10 protein-coding genes and 7 tRNA genes are annotated in these 13,728 nt (G+C 44.9%); 8 read left to right on the top strand and 9 right to left on the bottom strand.

Translation table 11 applies throughout. The features are described 5' to 3' along the window. The first annotated feature begins 91 nt into the window (after positions 1-91). Positions 92-946: a LysR family transcriptional regulator gene (locus L2W36_RS19675; protein ID WP_198558522.1), complete on the top strand. Its 855-nt coding sequence runs from the start codon at positions 92-94 to the stop codon at positions 944-946. 118 nt (positions 947-1,064) lie between these two features. Next, on the top strand, positions 1,065-1,655 hold the full coding sequence (locus L2W36_RS19670) for a porin family protein (protein WP_236111251.1): 591 nt from the start codon (positions 1,065-1,067) through the stop codon (positions 1,653-1,655). Positions 1,656-1,931: 276 nt separating this feature from the next. Here L2W36_RS19670 and L2W36_RS19665 read toward each other — a convergent pair. The 5 genes from L2W36_RS19665 to L2W36_RS19645 form a co-directional block, all read right to left on the bottom strand. Beyond that, a tRNA-Pro gene (locus L2W36_RS19665) sits at positions 1,932-2,008 on the bottom strand. A 55-nt stretch (positions 2,009-2,063) separates the two neighbouring features. Beyond that, positions 2,064-2,139 (bottom strand) — tRNA-His (locus L2W36_RS19660). Between the two features lie 44 nt (positions 2,140-2,183). Then, positions 2,184-2,260, bottom strand: a tRNA-Pro gene (locus L2W36_RS19655). Positions 2,261-2,328: 68 nt separating this feature from the next. Beyond that, positions 2,329-2,404: transfer RNA gene (locus tag L2W36_RS19650), tRNA-His, on the bottom strand. Between the two features lie 29 nt (positions 2,405-2,433). After that, positions 2,434-2,510: transfer RNA gene (locus tag L2W36_RS19645), tRNA-Arg, on the bottom strand. Positions 2,511-2,805: 295 nt separating this feature from the next. Between L2W36_RS19645 and L2W36_RS19640 the strand changes: the two genes are divergently transcribed. Beyond that, positions 2,806-3,219 (top strand): c-type cytochrome, encoded by a 414-nt coding sequence (locus L2W36_RS19640; RefSeq protein WP_031493886.1) that lies wholly within the window; start codon positions 2,806-2,808, stop codon positions 3,217-3,219. Between the two features lie 53 nt (positions 3,220-3,272). Here L2W36_RS19640 and rep read toward each other — a convergent pair whose 3' ends face one another. After that, positions 3,273-5,291, bottom strand: coding sequence for a DNA helicase Rep (gene rep / locus L2W36_RS19635; RefSeq protein ID WP_236111249.1), 2,019 nt, complete (start codon positions 5,289-5,291; stop codon positions 3,273-3,275). A gap of 177 nt (positions 5,292-5,468) precedes the next feature. Between rep and L2W36_RS19630 the strand changes: the two genes are divergently transcribed. From L2W36_RS19630 to ubiK, 4 genes are all read left to right on the top strand, one after another. After that, positions 5,469-6,050, top strand: coding sequence for a TetR/AcrR family transcriptional regulator (locus L2W36_RS19630; protein ID WP_198558546.1), 582 nt, complete (start codon positions 5,469-5,471; stop codon positions 6,048-6,050). An 18-nt stretch (positions 6,051-6,068) separates the two neighbouring features. Continuing rightward, on the top strand, positions 6,069-7,175 hold the full coding sequence (locus L2W36_RS19625) for an efflux RND transporter periplasmic adaptor subunit (protein WP_006075383.1): 1,107 nt from the start codon (positions 6,069-6,071) through the stop codon (positions 7,173-7,175). Positions 7,176-7,186: 11 nt separating this feature from the next. After that, complete coding sequence (locus L2W36_RS19620; protein WP_038228628.1) at positions 7,187-10,303, top strand: multidrug efflux RND transporter permease subunit; 3,117 nt, start codon at positions 7,187-7,189, stop codon at positions 10,301-10,303. A gap of 113 nt (positions 10,304-10,416) precedes the next feature. Continuing rightward, positions 10,417-10,668 (top strand): ubiquinone biosynthesis accessory factor UbiK, encoded by a 252-nt coding sequence (gene ubiK / locus L2W36_RS19615; RefSeq protein WP_006075379.1) that lies wholly within the window; start codon positions 10,417-10,419, stop codon positions 10,666-10,668. Between the two features lie 123 nt (positions 10,669-10,791). Here the strand turns inward: ubiK and ilvC are convergent, their stop codons facing one another. Next, positions 10,792-12,276, bottom strand: coding sequence for a ketol-acid reductoisomerase (ilvC, locus tag L2W36_RS19610; RefSeq protein WP_006075378.1), 1,485 nt, complete (start codon positions 12,274-12,276; stop codon positions 10,792-10,794). A gap of 145 nt (positions 12,277-12,421) precedes the next feature. On the opposite strand from ilvC, the gene ilvY reads away from it, so the two are divergent. Continuing rightward, entirely contained in the window at positions 12,422-13,312 is an 891-nt protein-coding gene (gene ilvY / locus L2W36_RS19605; protein ID WP_124940473.1) for an HTH-type transcriptional activator IlvY, read from the top strand. A 162-nt stretch (positions 13,313-13,474) separates the two neighbouring features. Here the strand turns inward: ilvY and L2W36_RS19600 are convergent. Then, positions 13,475-13,551, bottom strand: a tRNA-Trp gene (locus tag L2W36_RS19600). Between the two features lie 89 nt (positions 13,552-13,640). Beyond that, positions 13,641-13,717: transfer RNA gene (locus L2W36_RS19595), tRNA-Asp, on the bottom strand. Between the last annotated feature and the right edge of the window lie 11 nt (positions 13,718-13,728).

Here is a 13,728-nt window from a genome sequence, read left to right as displayed (position 1 = left end):
TTTAGGGAAAGCACTGATTTTGGCTTGCAACATCATGTAGGGAATGCGGGATAAGACAAGCACATTCACCCAATGTCTATATGAGGTTTTTATGAATATCAATGCCATCAAAGCGTTTGTTATTACTACCGAGCTCGGCTCCATTTCCGCAGCTGCGAAAGCGATGAACAAAGGTCGGGTCCAAGTAAGTCAGTGGATCGCCAATCTTGAGTTGGATTGGGGGATCGAGCTGTTTGATCGTGCTGGGCACAAACCCGTGTTAACAGAACAAGGTCAAGCGCTCTTGGATAAAGCATCATCCATTCTACAGCTGTCTGAAAAGTTAGCGTCTCACGTCGAGAAAATAAACGGTTCGGGCGCAGGCTGCATCCGACTTGGGATCACGACATTTATCGACCCGAAAATTGTTTCTCATCTTATCCACCAGCTGCGCGACATTGATGCTGAAATGGATCTGCAGATTGAATTTTCGCCTTGTGATGACCTCATAGCGTCAACCGATTACGACTTTATTATTAGTCACTATCCCTATAGCGGGATTGGTCACTGGGAGTTTATGAATGTCACACAGCGCCAATTCGTTTCAGTCTGCGCGCCTCAACATTCTATCGCCCAACTCGATGAAGTCTCTACAGAACAGCTCAGTCAGCATTTAGCTATCGCTATTACGCAGCAAAATGAATCTTTATGGGGTAGTTACAAGTTCGACACCATGTCGGTCAACAACGTGGCAACCGCAAGACAACTCGCCAAAGATGGCATTGGATGGATCTGTATCGATCAAGACTCAATTAAACATGAGTTGAACAACAATGAGCTCGTCATCATCAATCACCGCGAAGCCATTCAGCGAAGTAAGTTTGGCCTTGGCTACCGCGATTCACACTGTGCTAATGGAATACGAGAAGTACTCTATAACGTTCTTCGTCAGCACGTCTCGCACTAGCGTCGCCTCTGTCATAAACATCGACAGAGTCTGATTTTTACAAAAACGCGCTCCTGATTACTATGCGCTTCGAAACACACAATAAGGTCACAAGACCAAACTTTAAAACGAGGAAAATATGAAAAAAGCAACTTTGAAAACCGTTACCGTACTGGCTCTAGTGAGCGCAATCTCGGCTCCTGCTTTGGCGTCAGACGATTCTGGGTTTTATGTGGGAACGTATATGGGTGCGATGTCAGCATCAAACACAGACGCAGGCAAAGGCACCATTAATCAACCTAGCTACCCAGGCAACATTGACGATACAAATGTTAAAAGCAACTTTCGCTCACTAGGACTTAAAGCGGGTTACGACTTTAACTCGATGTTTGGGGCGGAAATGCGTCACAGTCGCGACAGTGGCAAGGTAGAGAAAAATGGTCAAGGTTTAGAAGTTGGCAGTCAAACCGGACTTTACGGAAAGATCAAATTCAATGTATCAGACAGCATTGAGCTGTATGGCTTAGCTGGTGTAAATAACATCCGCCTAAAACAAGCTGGTTTTAAGGAAAATGACAGCAAAAAGACCATCAATTCCTTCTCATACGGTGTTGGAGCTCAATACAACTTTACCAACTCACTAGGCGCAAACTTAGAGCTAATGAAGCTGTCTAACCACAAACAGTTTGATGCGCACTCTATCAACCTAGGTCTAGCTTACAAATTCTAATTCTCTCTACAACTTAACCAAGTTTGCAAGGATGCAACTTGCCCACTACAACTTAGCACCAAGCCTTCTCTTGGCTGCCTTTACCTTTCACTCTATTTATTACCATCCCAAAATGCAAAAATCCTCAGCACATGACAAGACTTACTTGAGCTAGATATTTAACAAACAAAGCTACTAAAGACGAAAGTGTATTGCACCTTGTCATCCAACTTTCGGTTCAATAAACCAGATTTCAAACGAAAAAAAGCCTCGTCGAAAGACGAGGCTTTTAGATGGTGGTCGGTGAAGAGGGATTCGAACCCCCGACCCTCTGGTCCCAAACCAGATGCGCTACCAAGCTGCGCTATTCACCGACGATGTTTTATTACGAGTTAATTCGTAAAGGGGAGCAAACGCTACCAAAATAAATGGGGTGGCTAACGAGATTCGAACTCGCGACCACCGGAATCACAATCCAGGGCTCTACCAACTGAGCTATAGCCACCACAAATTTTGTTTTGTTACCGTTTATAACGATAACTGAAATAGTGGTCGGTGAAGAGGGATTCGAACCCCCGACCCTCTGGTCCCAAACCAGATGCGCTACCAAGCTGCGCTATTCACCGACAATGTTCTTTTCAGAACGTTTTCGTTTCGATTAAATCAAAACTGGAAACCGAAGTCACCAAAATAATGGGGTGGCTAACGAGATTCGAACTCGCGACCACCGGAATCACAATCCAGGGCTCTACCAACTGAGCTATAGCCACCATTATGTTTTGCCAATATTTTATCCGGATGGCGCGCCCGAAAGGATTCGAACCTTCGACCTTTGGCTCCGGAGGCCAACGCTCTATCCAGCTGAGCTACGGGCGCATGCCCTATCGGCGGATGGGAATAATACGTATATCACACTATGTCGTAAAGTACTTTTTCAACTTTTTTTCTCGTTTGTTGTCTTTTTCAGCACTTTGAAGCAATAAATAGTGGCTTTACGATGTGATTCACCCCGTGAAGCTGAAAAGTTGTGGTTTATTGCAACAAGTTAACAGGATATAATCACCCAATGTTTACATTGATTTAACAGTCGTTAAGTCAGCAAGCAGAATAAATCGTATAAATGAATAGCAAGCACCGACTTGCTACCTTGTTGGATAGTAAAGTGAGTTTAATGGATATGTCTCGTCGAATCTTAACAGTGTTGTTCGCTGCACTAACTTTTTCTACTGCCTCTTTCGCAGCGGATGTGAGCCAAGAAGAATATGACGCTATCGCAGAGCGTATTAAACCAGTGGGTGATGTTTACTTAGCAGGTAGTGAGCCTGTGGTTGCTGAACCTACCGGTCCACGTGATGGCGCTACCGTTTACAACACCTTCTGTACTGCCTGTCACTCCATTGGCGTTAGTGGCGCACCTAAAACGGGTGACGCTGCCGATTGGGGACCTCGTATTGCTCAAGGTAAAGACGTTCTTAAAGACCATGCAATTAATGGCTTCAACGCGATGCCAGCAAAAGGCTCTTGTATGGACTGTTCTGATCAAGAAATCGTTGATGCTATCGAGCATATGATTGCCGGACTATAGTGTCACGAACTCAATGATCGACAAGGGGGCTGATTCAGCCCCCTTGTTTATTTTTACTTCTTATTAAACATTGCCCGAATATTAGCAATGTGTGCCTGACCTTTTTGCATTCGTTCTTCTGCAGACACCGTTTTTTTTGCTTGTTCCCATTCGACATCATCAAACGGCAATTCATCTAAGAATCGACTATGTTCTGGCTTAATCAGCTCGCCATACTGTCTTCGCTCTTTACATATAGTAAAGGTGAGTTCTTTTTGGGCACGAGTAATGCCTACATACATTAGTCGCCTTTCTTCTTCTACGTTATCTTCATCTATGCTGGTTTGATGTGGCAGGATGCCTTCCTCAGAACCAATAAGATAAACATAAGGGAACTCAAGACCTTTCGAGGCATGCAGTGTCATTAGCTGAACAGCATCACTGTCGTCCTCATCTTCTCCGCGCTCCATCATATCTCGAAGCGTGAGCCGTTGAACGACCTCTTTTAATGACTTCTCTTCCTTATCATAATTATCGCCTTCTAAATCTGCGACAATCCATGAGTAGAGATCAGAAACGTTCTTCATGCGCATTTCTGCGGCTTTAGCACTGGAAGAGGTCTCATAGAGCCAATCTTCATAGTTGATGTCGCGAACTAATGAACGCACAGCTTCAACTGTATTACCGCGCTCTGCGTTATCAGCTATGGTCACAACCCACTGCGTGAATCGTCGTAAGTTCTCTAAGCCACGCCCTGATAAGTGTTGCTCCAAACCCAACTCAAAGCTAGCTTCGAACAAGCTTTTGCCACGCATATTGGCGTAGCTACCTAGTTTTTCCAACGTAGCAGGACCAATCTCACGACGAGGCGTATTAACGATACGTAAGAAAGCATTATCGTCATCAGGATTTACCAAAACTCTCAGGTAGGCCATGATGTCTTTGATTTCAGCACGACCAAAAAATGAAGTACCGCCGGAAATTTTGTAAGGCACACGGTTTTGCATCAAGACTTTTTCGATAAGTCGTGACTGGTGGTTGCCTCTATATAAGATAGCGTAATCGCGATATTCAGTTCGATTCACGAATCGATGCGCAATTAGTTCACCCGTCACGCGCTCCGCTTCATGATCTTCATTTTTCGCTTTGAGTACTTTGAGCTTTTCACCGTCAGGGATCTCTGAGAATAATGACTTCTCAAACACGTGTGGGTTGTTAGCAATCAAGATGTTGGCCGCACGCAAGATACGACTGGTTGAACGATAGTTCTGTTCAAGCATCACAACTTTGAGGCTAGGGAAGTCTTTGTTCAGGAGAATCAAGTTTTGAGGCTTTGCGCCGCGCCACGAGTAGATTGATTGATCATCATCACCTACGACAGTAAAACGTGCACGCTCTCCCACCAGCAACTTAACCAATTCGTATTGGCTAGTGTTGGTATCTTGGTACTCATCGACCAGCAGGTACTGAATGCGCTTTTGCCAACGAGTACGAACTTCTTCATTGGTTTTTAGCAGAATAACGGGCAGAGCAATTAAGTCATCAAAGTCGAGCGCGTTATACGCTTTCATTTGTACTTGATACATTTCATAGCAGTGCGCAAATAACTGCTCTTGCTCTGAACGAGCTGAGCCTTTTACCTGCTCTGGAGTCAGCATGTCGTTCTTCCAGTTAGAAATAGCGCCAAGCAATGAACGCAGCAGGTCTTTATCACCATCGAGTTGTTGTTCGGTCAACTCTTTGAGTAGCGCCATTTGGTCCTGATCATCAAACAAGGAGAAACCAGCTTTGAGTCCAAGTGCATTATACTCGCGACGTATGATATTGAGTCCCATGGTATGAAAGGTGGAAACCATAAGGCCTTTGGATTCATTTTTACCTAAGGTTTGTCCTACACGCTCTTTCATTTCACGCGCGGCCTTGTTGGTAAACGTTACGGCAGCAATATTTCTCGCTTTATAACCACAGCTTTGTACTAGATACGCTATCTTATTAGTTATCACGCGGGTTTTGCCCGACCCGGCACCGGCAAGAACCAGACATGGACCAGAGACGTATTTTACCGCCATATCTTGCTGCGGATTTAGCTTCATTGGTGTGCTCACTACTCACGAATTGTAACGCGCACATAATAGACTGCTAATGCTGACAATGCCACGCTCCGTAGGATTTTTTAACTTTTATAGAATAGTGATTAAAAATAAGTTGCGTAAATATACCTCAATTGTTTTATAATGAATGAACGTTCATTCACTATCTATCGGATGGCTATGACGACTATGAATACCAGTGATAAACGACTACAAATCCTCGAAGCGGCACAAAAAATGGTGGCGGAAAAAGGGATTCAAGGCGTATCAATGCAGAAACTGGCCAATGAGGCCGGTGTTGCAGCTGGCACAATATATCGATATTTCGATGACAAAGACCATCTGTTAGAAGAATTGAGGCTTTACGTGGTATCACGCATGGCCAAAGCCGTTCAAGCAGGTGTAGGAGCCGACCAACCATTGAAAGAGCAGTATCGTAAGATGTGGCTCAATATCTGGCACGTCGCAGCTTCAAACATCGATTCGTTGAAAACTCGTGCTCAATATGACTCTATTCCTTCGAAAAATTGTTATACAACTAGGGAACAAGAACGAAAAATGTTTGCCCAAGTTGACAACCTATTCACAGAAGGAAAGAAACAAGGGGTTTTTAAAAACCTCGATAATGAAATCCTATCTGGACTAAGCTTAGAAGCAAGTGTATCGCTTGCACGTAAGCATGCTCTGGGTCTATATCAACTGGATGACGATGCGCTAGATGCAGCTATCGAAGCCAGTTGGGATGCAATAATAAAACACTAATGTGGAGTTCTCGTTAGAATGAAAAAGTGGACATTTTTCATGCTACTTATCGCCGTTCTGCTATTTGGCAGCGTGATAGGTTTCAATCTGTTTAAGCAACAGAAAATCGCTGAATATTTAGCAAACCGCCCGGAGCCTGAGTTTCCAGTCACCGTAACAACCGTGAAACCTGTTGATTGGGTACCGGTTATCGAAGCTATTGGTTTTGTGGAACCAAACCAAGGTGTGACGTTAACCTCTGAAACCAGTGGCGTTATCAGCAATATCTCATTCGCGTCAGGCTCTCAAGTAGAAAAAGGTCAACTCCTTGTTTCTCTTGATTCTGATGTAGAGAAAGCCAACCTTAAAAGCTCAGAAGCTCGCCTTCCTGCAGCAAAAGCAAAGTACAAGCGCTACCAAGGTCTTTATAAGAAAGGTTCAATTTCAAAAGAATCTTATGATGAAGCGGAGGCTAGTTACTTCTCTCTATCTGCTGATATTGAAAGCTTGAAAGCTCAAATTGACCGTCGTGAAATCAAAGCGCCATTTGGTGGTGTTGTTGGTATTCGTAACGTGTTCTTGGGTCAATACCTTCAACCAAGCGATCATATTGTACGCTTAGAAGATACTAGCCTGATGAAACTGCGCTTTACGGTTCCACAAACTGACTTCTCTCGTATTTCTATTGGTCAAGATGTAGACATCTTCGTTGATGCGTATCCAAACCAAGCGTTTAAGGGCTCTATCAGTGCGATTGAACCTGCGGTGAGCATCCAAAGTGGTCTGATTCAAGTTCAAGCGGACATTCCAAACAACGACGGTAAGCTGCGTAGCGGTATGTTTGCACGTGCAAATATCATCCTACCTAAACTTGAAAACCAAGTAACCCTTCCACAAACGGCGATTACATTCACCCTATATGGTGACAATGTTTATGTCGTTGAAGATGTTGATGGTGTGAAACGCGTTAAACAGCAAGTAGTTAAAGTGGGTGAACGCACAGGCGATATCGCTCATATTCTAGAAGGCGTGAAAGCAGATGATGTCATCGTTACATCTGGTCAAGTTCGCCTAAGTAACGACGTCAAGGTCAAAGTGGTAGAAAGCGATGCGACAGTACCACCGGCTGAGACACCGATGCTGTAATTGGAGGCAAAATGCGTTTTACTGATGTTTTCATAAAACGTCCTGTTCTTGCGGTATCGATCAGCTTTTTGATAGCACTGCTTGGTCTGCAAGCTGTGTTCAAAATGCAGGTACGTGAATACCCAGAAATGACGAATACCGTGGTTACCGTAACCACGAGTTATTACGGCGCGAGTGCTGACCTAATCCAGGGCTTTATTACCCAGCCATTGGAGCAGGCCGTTGCTCAAGCCGATAATATCGACTACATGACGTCACAGTCAGTCCTTGGTCAGTCGACCATCACTGTGAACATGAAGCTAAATACCGACCCTAATGCGGCGCTTTCAGACATATTGGCTAAAACCAACTCTGTTCGTTCTCAGCTTCCTAAAGAAGCAGAAGACCCAACGGTGACTATGTCTACTGGCTCAACAACGGCGGTACTTTATATCGGCTTTACCAGTGACGAGCTAGCTTCGAGCCAGATTACCGACTATTTAGAGCGTGTAATTAACCCGCAGCTGTTCACCGTAAACGGTGTATCTAAGGTCGACATGTATGGTGGCATGAAATACGCGCTTCGCGTATGGCTAGACCCACTAAAAATGGCCGCGCTTAAAATGACAGCCTCTGACATCATGAATGTCCTTAATGCCAATAACTACCAGTCAGCGACTGGTCAGGCTACGGGAGAATTCGTGTTGTACAACGGCAGTGCTGATACTCAGGTATCAAACACTGAAGAGCTGAAAAACCTTGTGGTGAGCTCTAAAGACGGCCAAGTGATTCGCCTAGGTGATATCGCAAAGGTCACCTTAGAGAAGAGTCATGACGTTTACCGTGCAAGTGCTAACGGTCAAGAGGCGGTAGTAGCAGCGATCAACGCGGCCCCTAGTGCTAACCCGATCAACATTGCTGCAGATGTGCTTCAGCTTCTTCCACAACTAGAGAAGAACCTGCCTAGCAACATCAAAATGAATGTGATGTATGACTCTACAGTTGCGATCAACGAGTCGATTCAAGAGGTTATTAAGACCATTCTTGAAGCGGCACTGATCGTACTTGTGGTTATCACTCTGTTCTTAGGTTCTTTCCGTGCGGTATTGATCCCTATCGTGACCATTCCACTATCGTTGATCGGTGTGGCAATGGTGATGCAGGCGATTGGTTTTTCTTGGAACCTAATGACGCTACTGGCTATGGTACTGGCTATCGGTCTGGTGGTAGATGATGCAATCGTTGTTCTTGAGAACGTTGACCGTCATATCAAGCTTGGTGAATCTCCATTCCGTGCTGCCATTATTGGTACACGTGAAATTGCGGTACCAGTTATTGCGATGACGCTGACGCTTGGTGCGGTATATGCGCCAATCGCGTTAATGGGCGGTATCACTGGTTCGTTGTTTAAGGAGTTCGCATTAACGCTGGCGGGGTCGGTATTTGTATCAGGCATTATCGCATTAACGCTATCACCGATGATGTGTTCGAAGCTGCTTAAAGCCAACGAGACACCAAACCGCTTTGAGGAAAAAGTACATCACGTACTAGACGGCATGACATCACGTTATGAAAAAATGCTTGGCGCGGTAATGCAACACCGTCCTGTGATCATTGCGTTTGCTGTTATCGTGTTTGCTTCTCTACCTATGCTGTTTAAGTTCATTCCAAGTGAACTGGCACCATCGGAAGATAAAGGCGTGGTGATGTTAATGGGTACAGGACCGTCTAACGCAAACTTAGACTACCTGCAAAACACCATGAACGACGTAAACAAAATCCTAACTGATCAGCCAGAAGTGGCGTTCGCTCAGGTGTTCACTGGTGTGCCTAACTCAAACCAAGCATTTGGTATTGCTTCTATGGTTCCTTGGAGCCAGCGTGAAGCTAGCCAAGCAGAAGTTGCTAACCGCGTAGGTGGTCTTGTGGCTGATGTACCGGGTATGGCTGTAACAGCATTCCAGATGCCAGAGCTACCAGGCGCTGGTTCAGGTCTTCCGATTCAGTTTGTTATTACCACACCTAACAGCTTCGAAAGCTTGTTTACGATTGCGACTGATATCTGGACTGACGTACAAAAGAATGCTCAGTTTGTTTATTCAACACTGGATCTAAACTACGATTCAGCGACGATGAAAATCAATATCGACAAAGATATGGCGGGCGCTTATGGCGTGACCATGCAAGATATTGGTATCACGCTGAGTGCGATGATGGCAGATGGTTATGTTAACCGTATCGACCTCAATGGTCGTTCTTATGAGGTTATCCCTCAGGTTGAGCGTAAATATCGTCTAAACCCAGAATCGATGAACATGTACTTTGTTCGTTCTGATGATGGTCAAGCTATTCCGCTAGGCAGCTTAATCTCTATTGATGTTGTGGCAGAGCCTCGCTCTCTACCTCACTTCAACCAGTTAAACTCTGCGACCGTAGGAGCAGTTCCAGCTCCAGGTGTGGCGATGGGAGATGCGATTGCTTGGTTTGAATCAACAGCAGAGAACAAACTACCAAGTGGTTACAACCATGACTATATGGGTGAAGCTCGTCAATACGTAACTGAAGGAAGCGCACTTTACGCAACGTTTGGTCTAGCTTTGGCGATTATCTTCTTGGTACTTGCTATCCAGTTCGAGTCCATCAAAGACCCATTCGTTATCATGGTATCCGTACCACTGGCGATATGTGGTGCTCTGATTGCTCTGGCATGGGGTGCAGCCACCATGAATATCTACTCGCAGGTAGGTCTGATTACCTTGGTCGGCCTTATCACCAAACACGGTATCCTTATCTGTGAAGTAGCAAAAGAAGAGCAGCTAAACCACAAGAAGAGCCGAATGGAAGCAGTTATGGAAGCGGCGAAAGTTCGTCTTCGCCCTATCTTGATGACAACCGCGGCGATGATTGCAGGTCTAATCCCACTGATGTACGCCACAGGTGCTGGTGCAGCTCAGCGCTTTAGTATCGGTATCGTAATCGTAGCGGGTCTTGCTATTGGTACTCTGTTTACTCTGTTTGTTCTTCCGGTAATTTATACTTACCTAGCAGAGAAGCACAAACCTCTACCAGTCTTTGTTGAAGACAAAGACCTAGAGAAGATAGCTCGAGTTGACGAAGCTTCAGCAGCTTGTCGAGAAAATCGCTCTTAAGGTGATGACTAATTAGAAAAAGGCCACAATGTGGCCTTTTTTATTAGCTCAAATAACGACTTTCTTTATCGGATTACATAGAATAAGAAGTATCACTTAAGGAGTTACCAGACATGTTTGATCCAAAGAAACTTGAACAGATTGCTAAGCAAATTCACGACTCAATGCCTCAACCAGTGAAAGAACTTGGTGCGGATGTTGATCAGAAAGTACGCCAAGTCATTCAAGGCCAATTGAATAAGCTTGACGTCGTTAGCCGTGAAGAATTTGATGTGCAAACTCAAGTGCTACTGCGCACTCGTCAAAAGCTGACAGAAATGGAACAAAAACTAGCAGATCTAGAGCAAAAGCTAGCGGATAAGTAATCGCTTCTTTCGCGGTCTTCGCAAATTGCCAAATTGCATAGACAAAAAAGGGGGGCTTACCAATTGGTAGCCCCCCTTTGCTATGTTGTGTTTACTTTATTATCTGATTTTTATTTGGTCGGCTTAGCCGCCTACAGCGATACGCTTCATGTCTGTCATGTAACCACGTAGCTCTTCACCGATGTACTCAACAGGGTGATTGCGGATAACGTCGTTTACTTCGATTAGTTTGCCGTTATCTACTTGATTAGATGTCTCACCTAGACCTTTACCGATTACGTCAGTACCGACTGATGGCATGAACTTCTCGCGAAGCAGTGGTGTTGCTACGTTAGCGAATAGGTAGTTACCGTACTCAGCTGTATCTGAGATTACTACGTTCATTTCGTATAGACGCTTACGAGCAATCGTGTTTGCAATTAGTGGTAGCTCATGTAGAGACTCGTAGTATGCAGACTCATCAATGATGCCAGATGCGGTCATTGCTTCAAACGCTAGCTCAACACCTGCGCGAACCATAGCCACCATTAGGATACCGTTGTCGAAGTACTCTTGCTCTGAAATTTCTACATCAGACGCAGGGTAGTTTTCGAATGCAGTTTCAGCCGTCTCTGCACGCCAGCCTAGAAGGTTTACGTCATCATTTGCCCAGTCAGCCATCATAGTGCTTGAGAACTCACCTTGGATGATGTCATCCATGTGCTTATTGTAAAGAGGACGCATTAGGTCTTTTAGCTCTTCAGACAGGTCAAACGCTTTCACTTTCGCTGGGTTAGATAGACGGTCCATCATGTGTGTGATGCCACCGAATTTCAGTGCTTCAGTGATAGTTTCCCAACCGAACTGAAGTAGTTTACCTGCGTAGCTTGGGTCGATGCCGTCAGCAATCATTTTCTCGTAACATACGATTGAACCAGCTTGTAGCATGCCGCAAAGAATAGTTTGCTCACCCATTAGGTCGGACTTAACTTCAGCAACGAATGAAGACTCTAGAACACCAGCACGGTGGCCGCCTGTTGCTGCTGCCCATGCTTTAGCAATTTCAAGACCATCACCTTGAGGATCGTTCTCTGGATGAACTGCGATAAGAGTCGGAACACCAAAGCCACGCTTGTATTCTTCACGAACCTCAGTACCTGGACACTTAGGTGCAACCATGACAACCGTTAGGTCTTTACGGATTTGCATACCTTCTTCAACGATGTTGAAGCCGTGAGAGTAACCTAGAGATGCGCCTTCTTTCATTAGCGGCATTACCGTCTCTACCACGTTAGTGTGCTGTTTGTCTGGAGTTAGGTTAACAACTAGGTCAGCTTGAGGAATTAGGTCTTCGTAGCTACCAACAACGAAGCCGTTGTCTTTTGCGTTTTTGAACGATTGACGCTGCTCATCGATTGCTGCCTGACGAAGTGCGTACGACACGTCTAGGCCAGAATCACGCATGTTCAAGCCTTGGTTTAGGCCTTGAGCACCACAACCAACAATGACTACTTTCTTACCTTTTAGGTAATCCGCTTCTGAAGCAAATTCAGAACGATCCATAAAACGACAACGACCTAGTTGGTCCAATTGCTCACGCAAGTTAAGAGTATTGAAATAGTTAGCCATAGTGGGGCTCTCCTGTTGAATTCTGTCCGTAGTGTCGATGGTTATCATCGAATGAGTTCATACTAATGCAGAGTCGAAATTGCTTAAAGTGATATATTCACAATTTGTCATTGCAAATAATGCAACAACAGATATCTTTAGTACTATGAATATTAAAAGTCTCCAAGCTTTTATCCATTTGTGTGAGAGTAAAAGCTTCAATAAAACCGCAACGGCAATGCATATCAGTGCGTCAGCCCTCAGTAGACAGATCCAAAAGCTTGAACAAGATACTCATCAAAACTTGTTCTTGCGCGATAACCGCTCTGTCGAACTCACGCCAGCAGGAAAAAAACTGCTCCCTGTTGCTGTAAATATCGTTAGTGAATGGCAACAGTTCCAATCAGAAAGCCAACATGGCGAGAATGAGCTGAGAGGTAAGCTTCGACTGTTTTGCTCCGTTACCGCGAGCTACAGCCACCTTCCAGAGTTGCTTGCTGAGTTTAGGTTGCTTTACCCTTATATCGAGTTCGAACTCTCTACTGGCGATCCTGCACAAGCTATAGATAAAGTCCTCAGCGATGAAACCGATATAGCCATCTCAGCATTACCAGAACTGTTACCTGCTCGATTAGAGTTTGAGCCGATCAGTGACATACCACTCTCTGTAATAGCCCCTGTTGGTGTTAGTAGTTTTGGCTTGGAATTAGCCGAAGGGCTGCCTGATTGGAACAAGATCCCATTCATTGTCCCCGAAGCAGGAACAGCACGAGAGCGAGCAAATGCGTGGTTTAAAAAAATGCGCATTAAACCCAATATATACGCTCAAGTATCAGGACATGAGGCAATTGTAAGTATGGTTGCACTGGGATGTGGCGTTGGAATTGCTCCGGAAGTGGTTATCGTAAACAGCCCAGTTCGAGATAAAATTCAACGCCTAAAACTAGAGCCTATTAAACCATTCAAACTTGGCGTGGTATGTAAACGCTCTAATCTAGAGAATCAATTGCTCTCAGCTTTCTGGAAAGTGGCTGAGAAAGTGTATATCCAGCCTTAGCATTAATAATCATCAAAAACGAAAAAGGCTCTGACCTAAGTCAGAGCCTTCAAATATGGCAGGGGTGGAGAGATTTGACCGGGCTGGCGACCCAGCTCCCAACACATCGCTTTGAAAAAGCGAAAACAAAAAAGCTCCGACCTAAGTCAGAGCCTTTAAATATGGCAGGGGTGGAGAGATTCGAACTCCCAACACGCGGATTTGGAATCCGCTGCTCTGCCAATTGGAGCTACACCCCTAAAGTGCTATCTAATCTATGCTATTTAATCGCTTAAATCAACATGTTAGATTCAAAAAAGCCTCGCAATAAGCGAGGCTTTTTAATAAGTGGCGGAGTGGACGGGACTCGAACCCGCGACCCCCGGCGTGACAGGCCGGTATTCTAACCAACTGAACTACCACTCCGCAGTGGTCTA

This window comes from Vibrio sp. McD22-P3, from assembly GCF_021568915.1.
GTDB lineage: Bacteria > Pseudomonadota > Gammaproteobacteria > Enterobacterales > Vibrionaceae > Vibrio > Vibrio mediterranei.
Note: the sequence above shows the minus strand (reverse complement) of the source record. Positions and strands in the feature narration are given on the sequence as shown.

Excerpts from the sequence above, each read along its gene's own strand:
- L2W36_RS19675 (WP_198558522.1), top strand. The coding sequence starts at position 92 with ATGAATATCAATGCCATCAAAGCGTTTGTTATTACTACCGAGCTCGGC.
- L2W36_RS19670 (WP_236111251.1), top strand. The coding sequence starts at position 1,065 with ATGAAAAAAGCAACTTTGAAAACCGTTACCGTACTGGCTCTAGTGAGC.
- L2W36_RS19640 (WP_031493886.1), top strand. The coding sequence starts at position 2,806 with ATGGATATGTCTCGTCGAATCTTAACAGTGTTGTTCGCTGCACTAACT.
- rep (WP_236111249.1), bottom strand. The coding sequence starts at position 5,291 with ATGAAGCTAAATCCGCAGCAAGATATGGCGGTAAAATACGTCTCTGGT.
- L2W36_RS19630 (WP_198558546.1), top strand. The coding sequence starts at position 5,469 with ATGACGACTATGAATACCAGTGATAAACGACTACAAATCCTCGAAGCG.
- L2W36_RS19625 (WP_006075383.1), top strand. The coding sequence starts at position 6,069 with ATGAAAAAGTGGACATTTTTCATGCTACTTATCGCCGTTCTGCTATTT.
- L2W36_RS19620 (WP_038228628.1), top strand. The coding sequence starts at position 7,187 with ATGCGTTTTACTGATGTTTTCATAAAACGTCCTGTTCTTGCGGTATCG.
- ubiK (WP_006075379.1), top strand. The coding sequence starts at position 10,417 with ATGTTTGATCCAAAGAAACTTGAACAGATTGCTAAGCAAATTCACGAC.
- ilvC (WP_006075378.1), bottom strand. The coding sequence starts at position 12,276 with ATGGCTAACTATTTCAATACTCTTAACTTGCGTGAGCAATTGGACCAA.
- ilvY (WP_124940473.1), top strand. The coding sequence starts at position 12,422 with ATGAATATTAAAAGTCTCCAAGCTTTTATCCATTTGTGTGAGAGTAAA.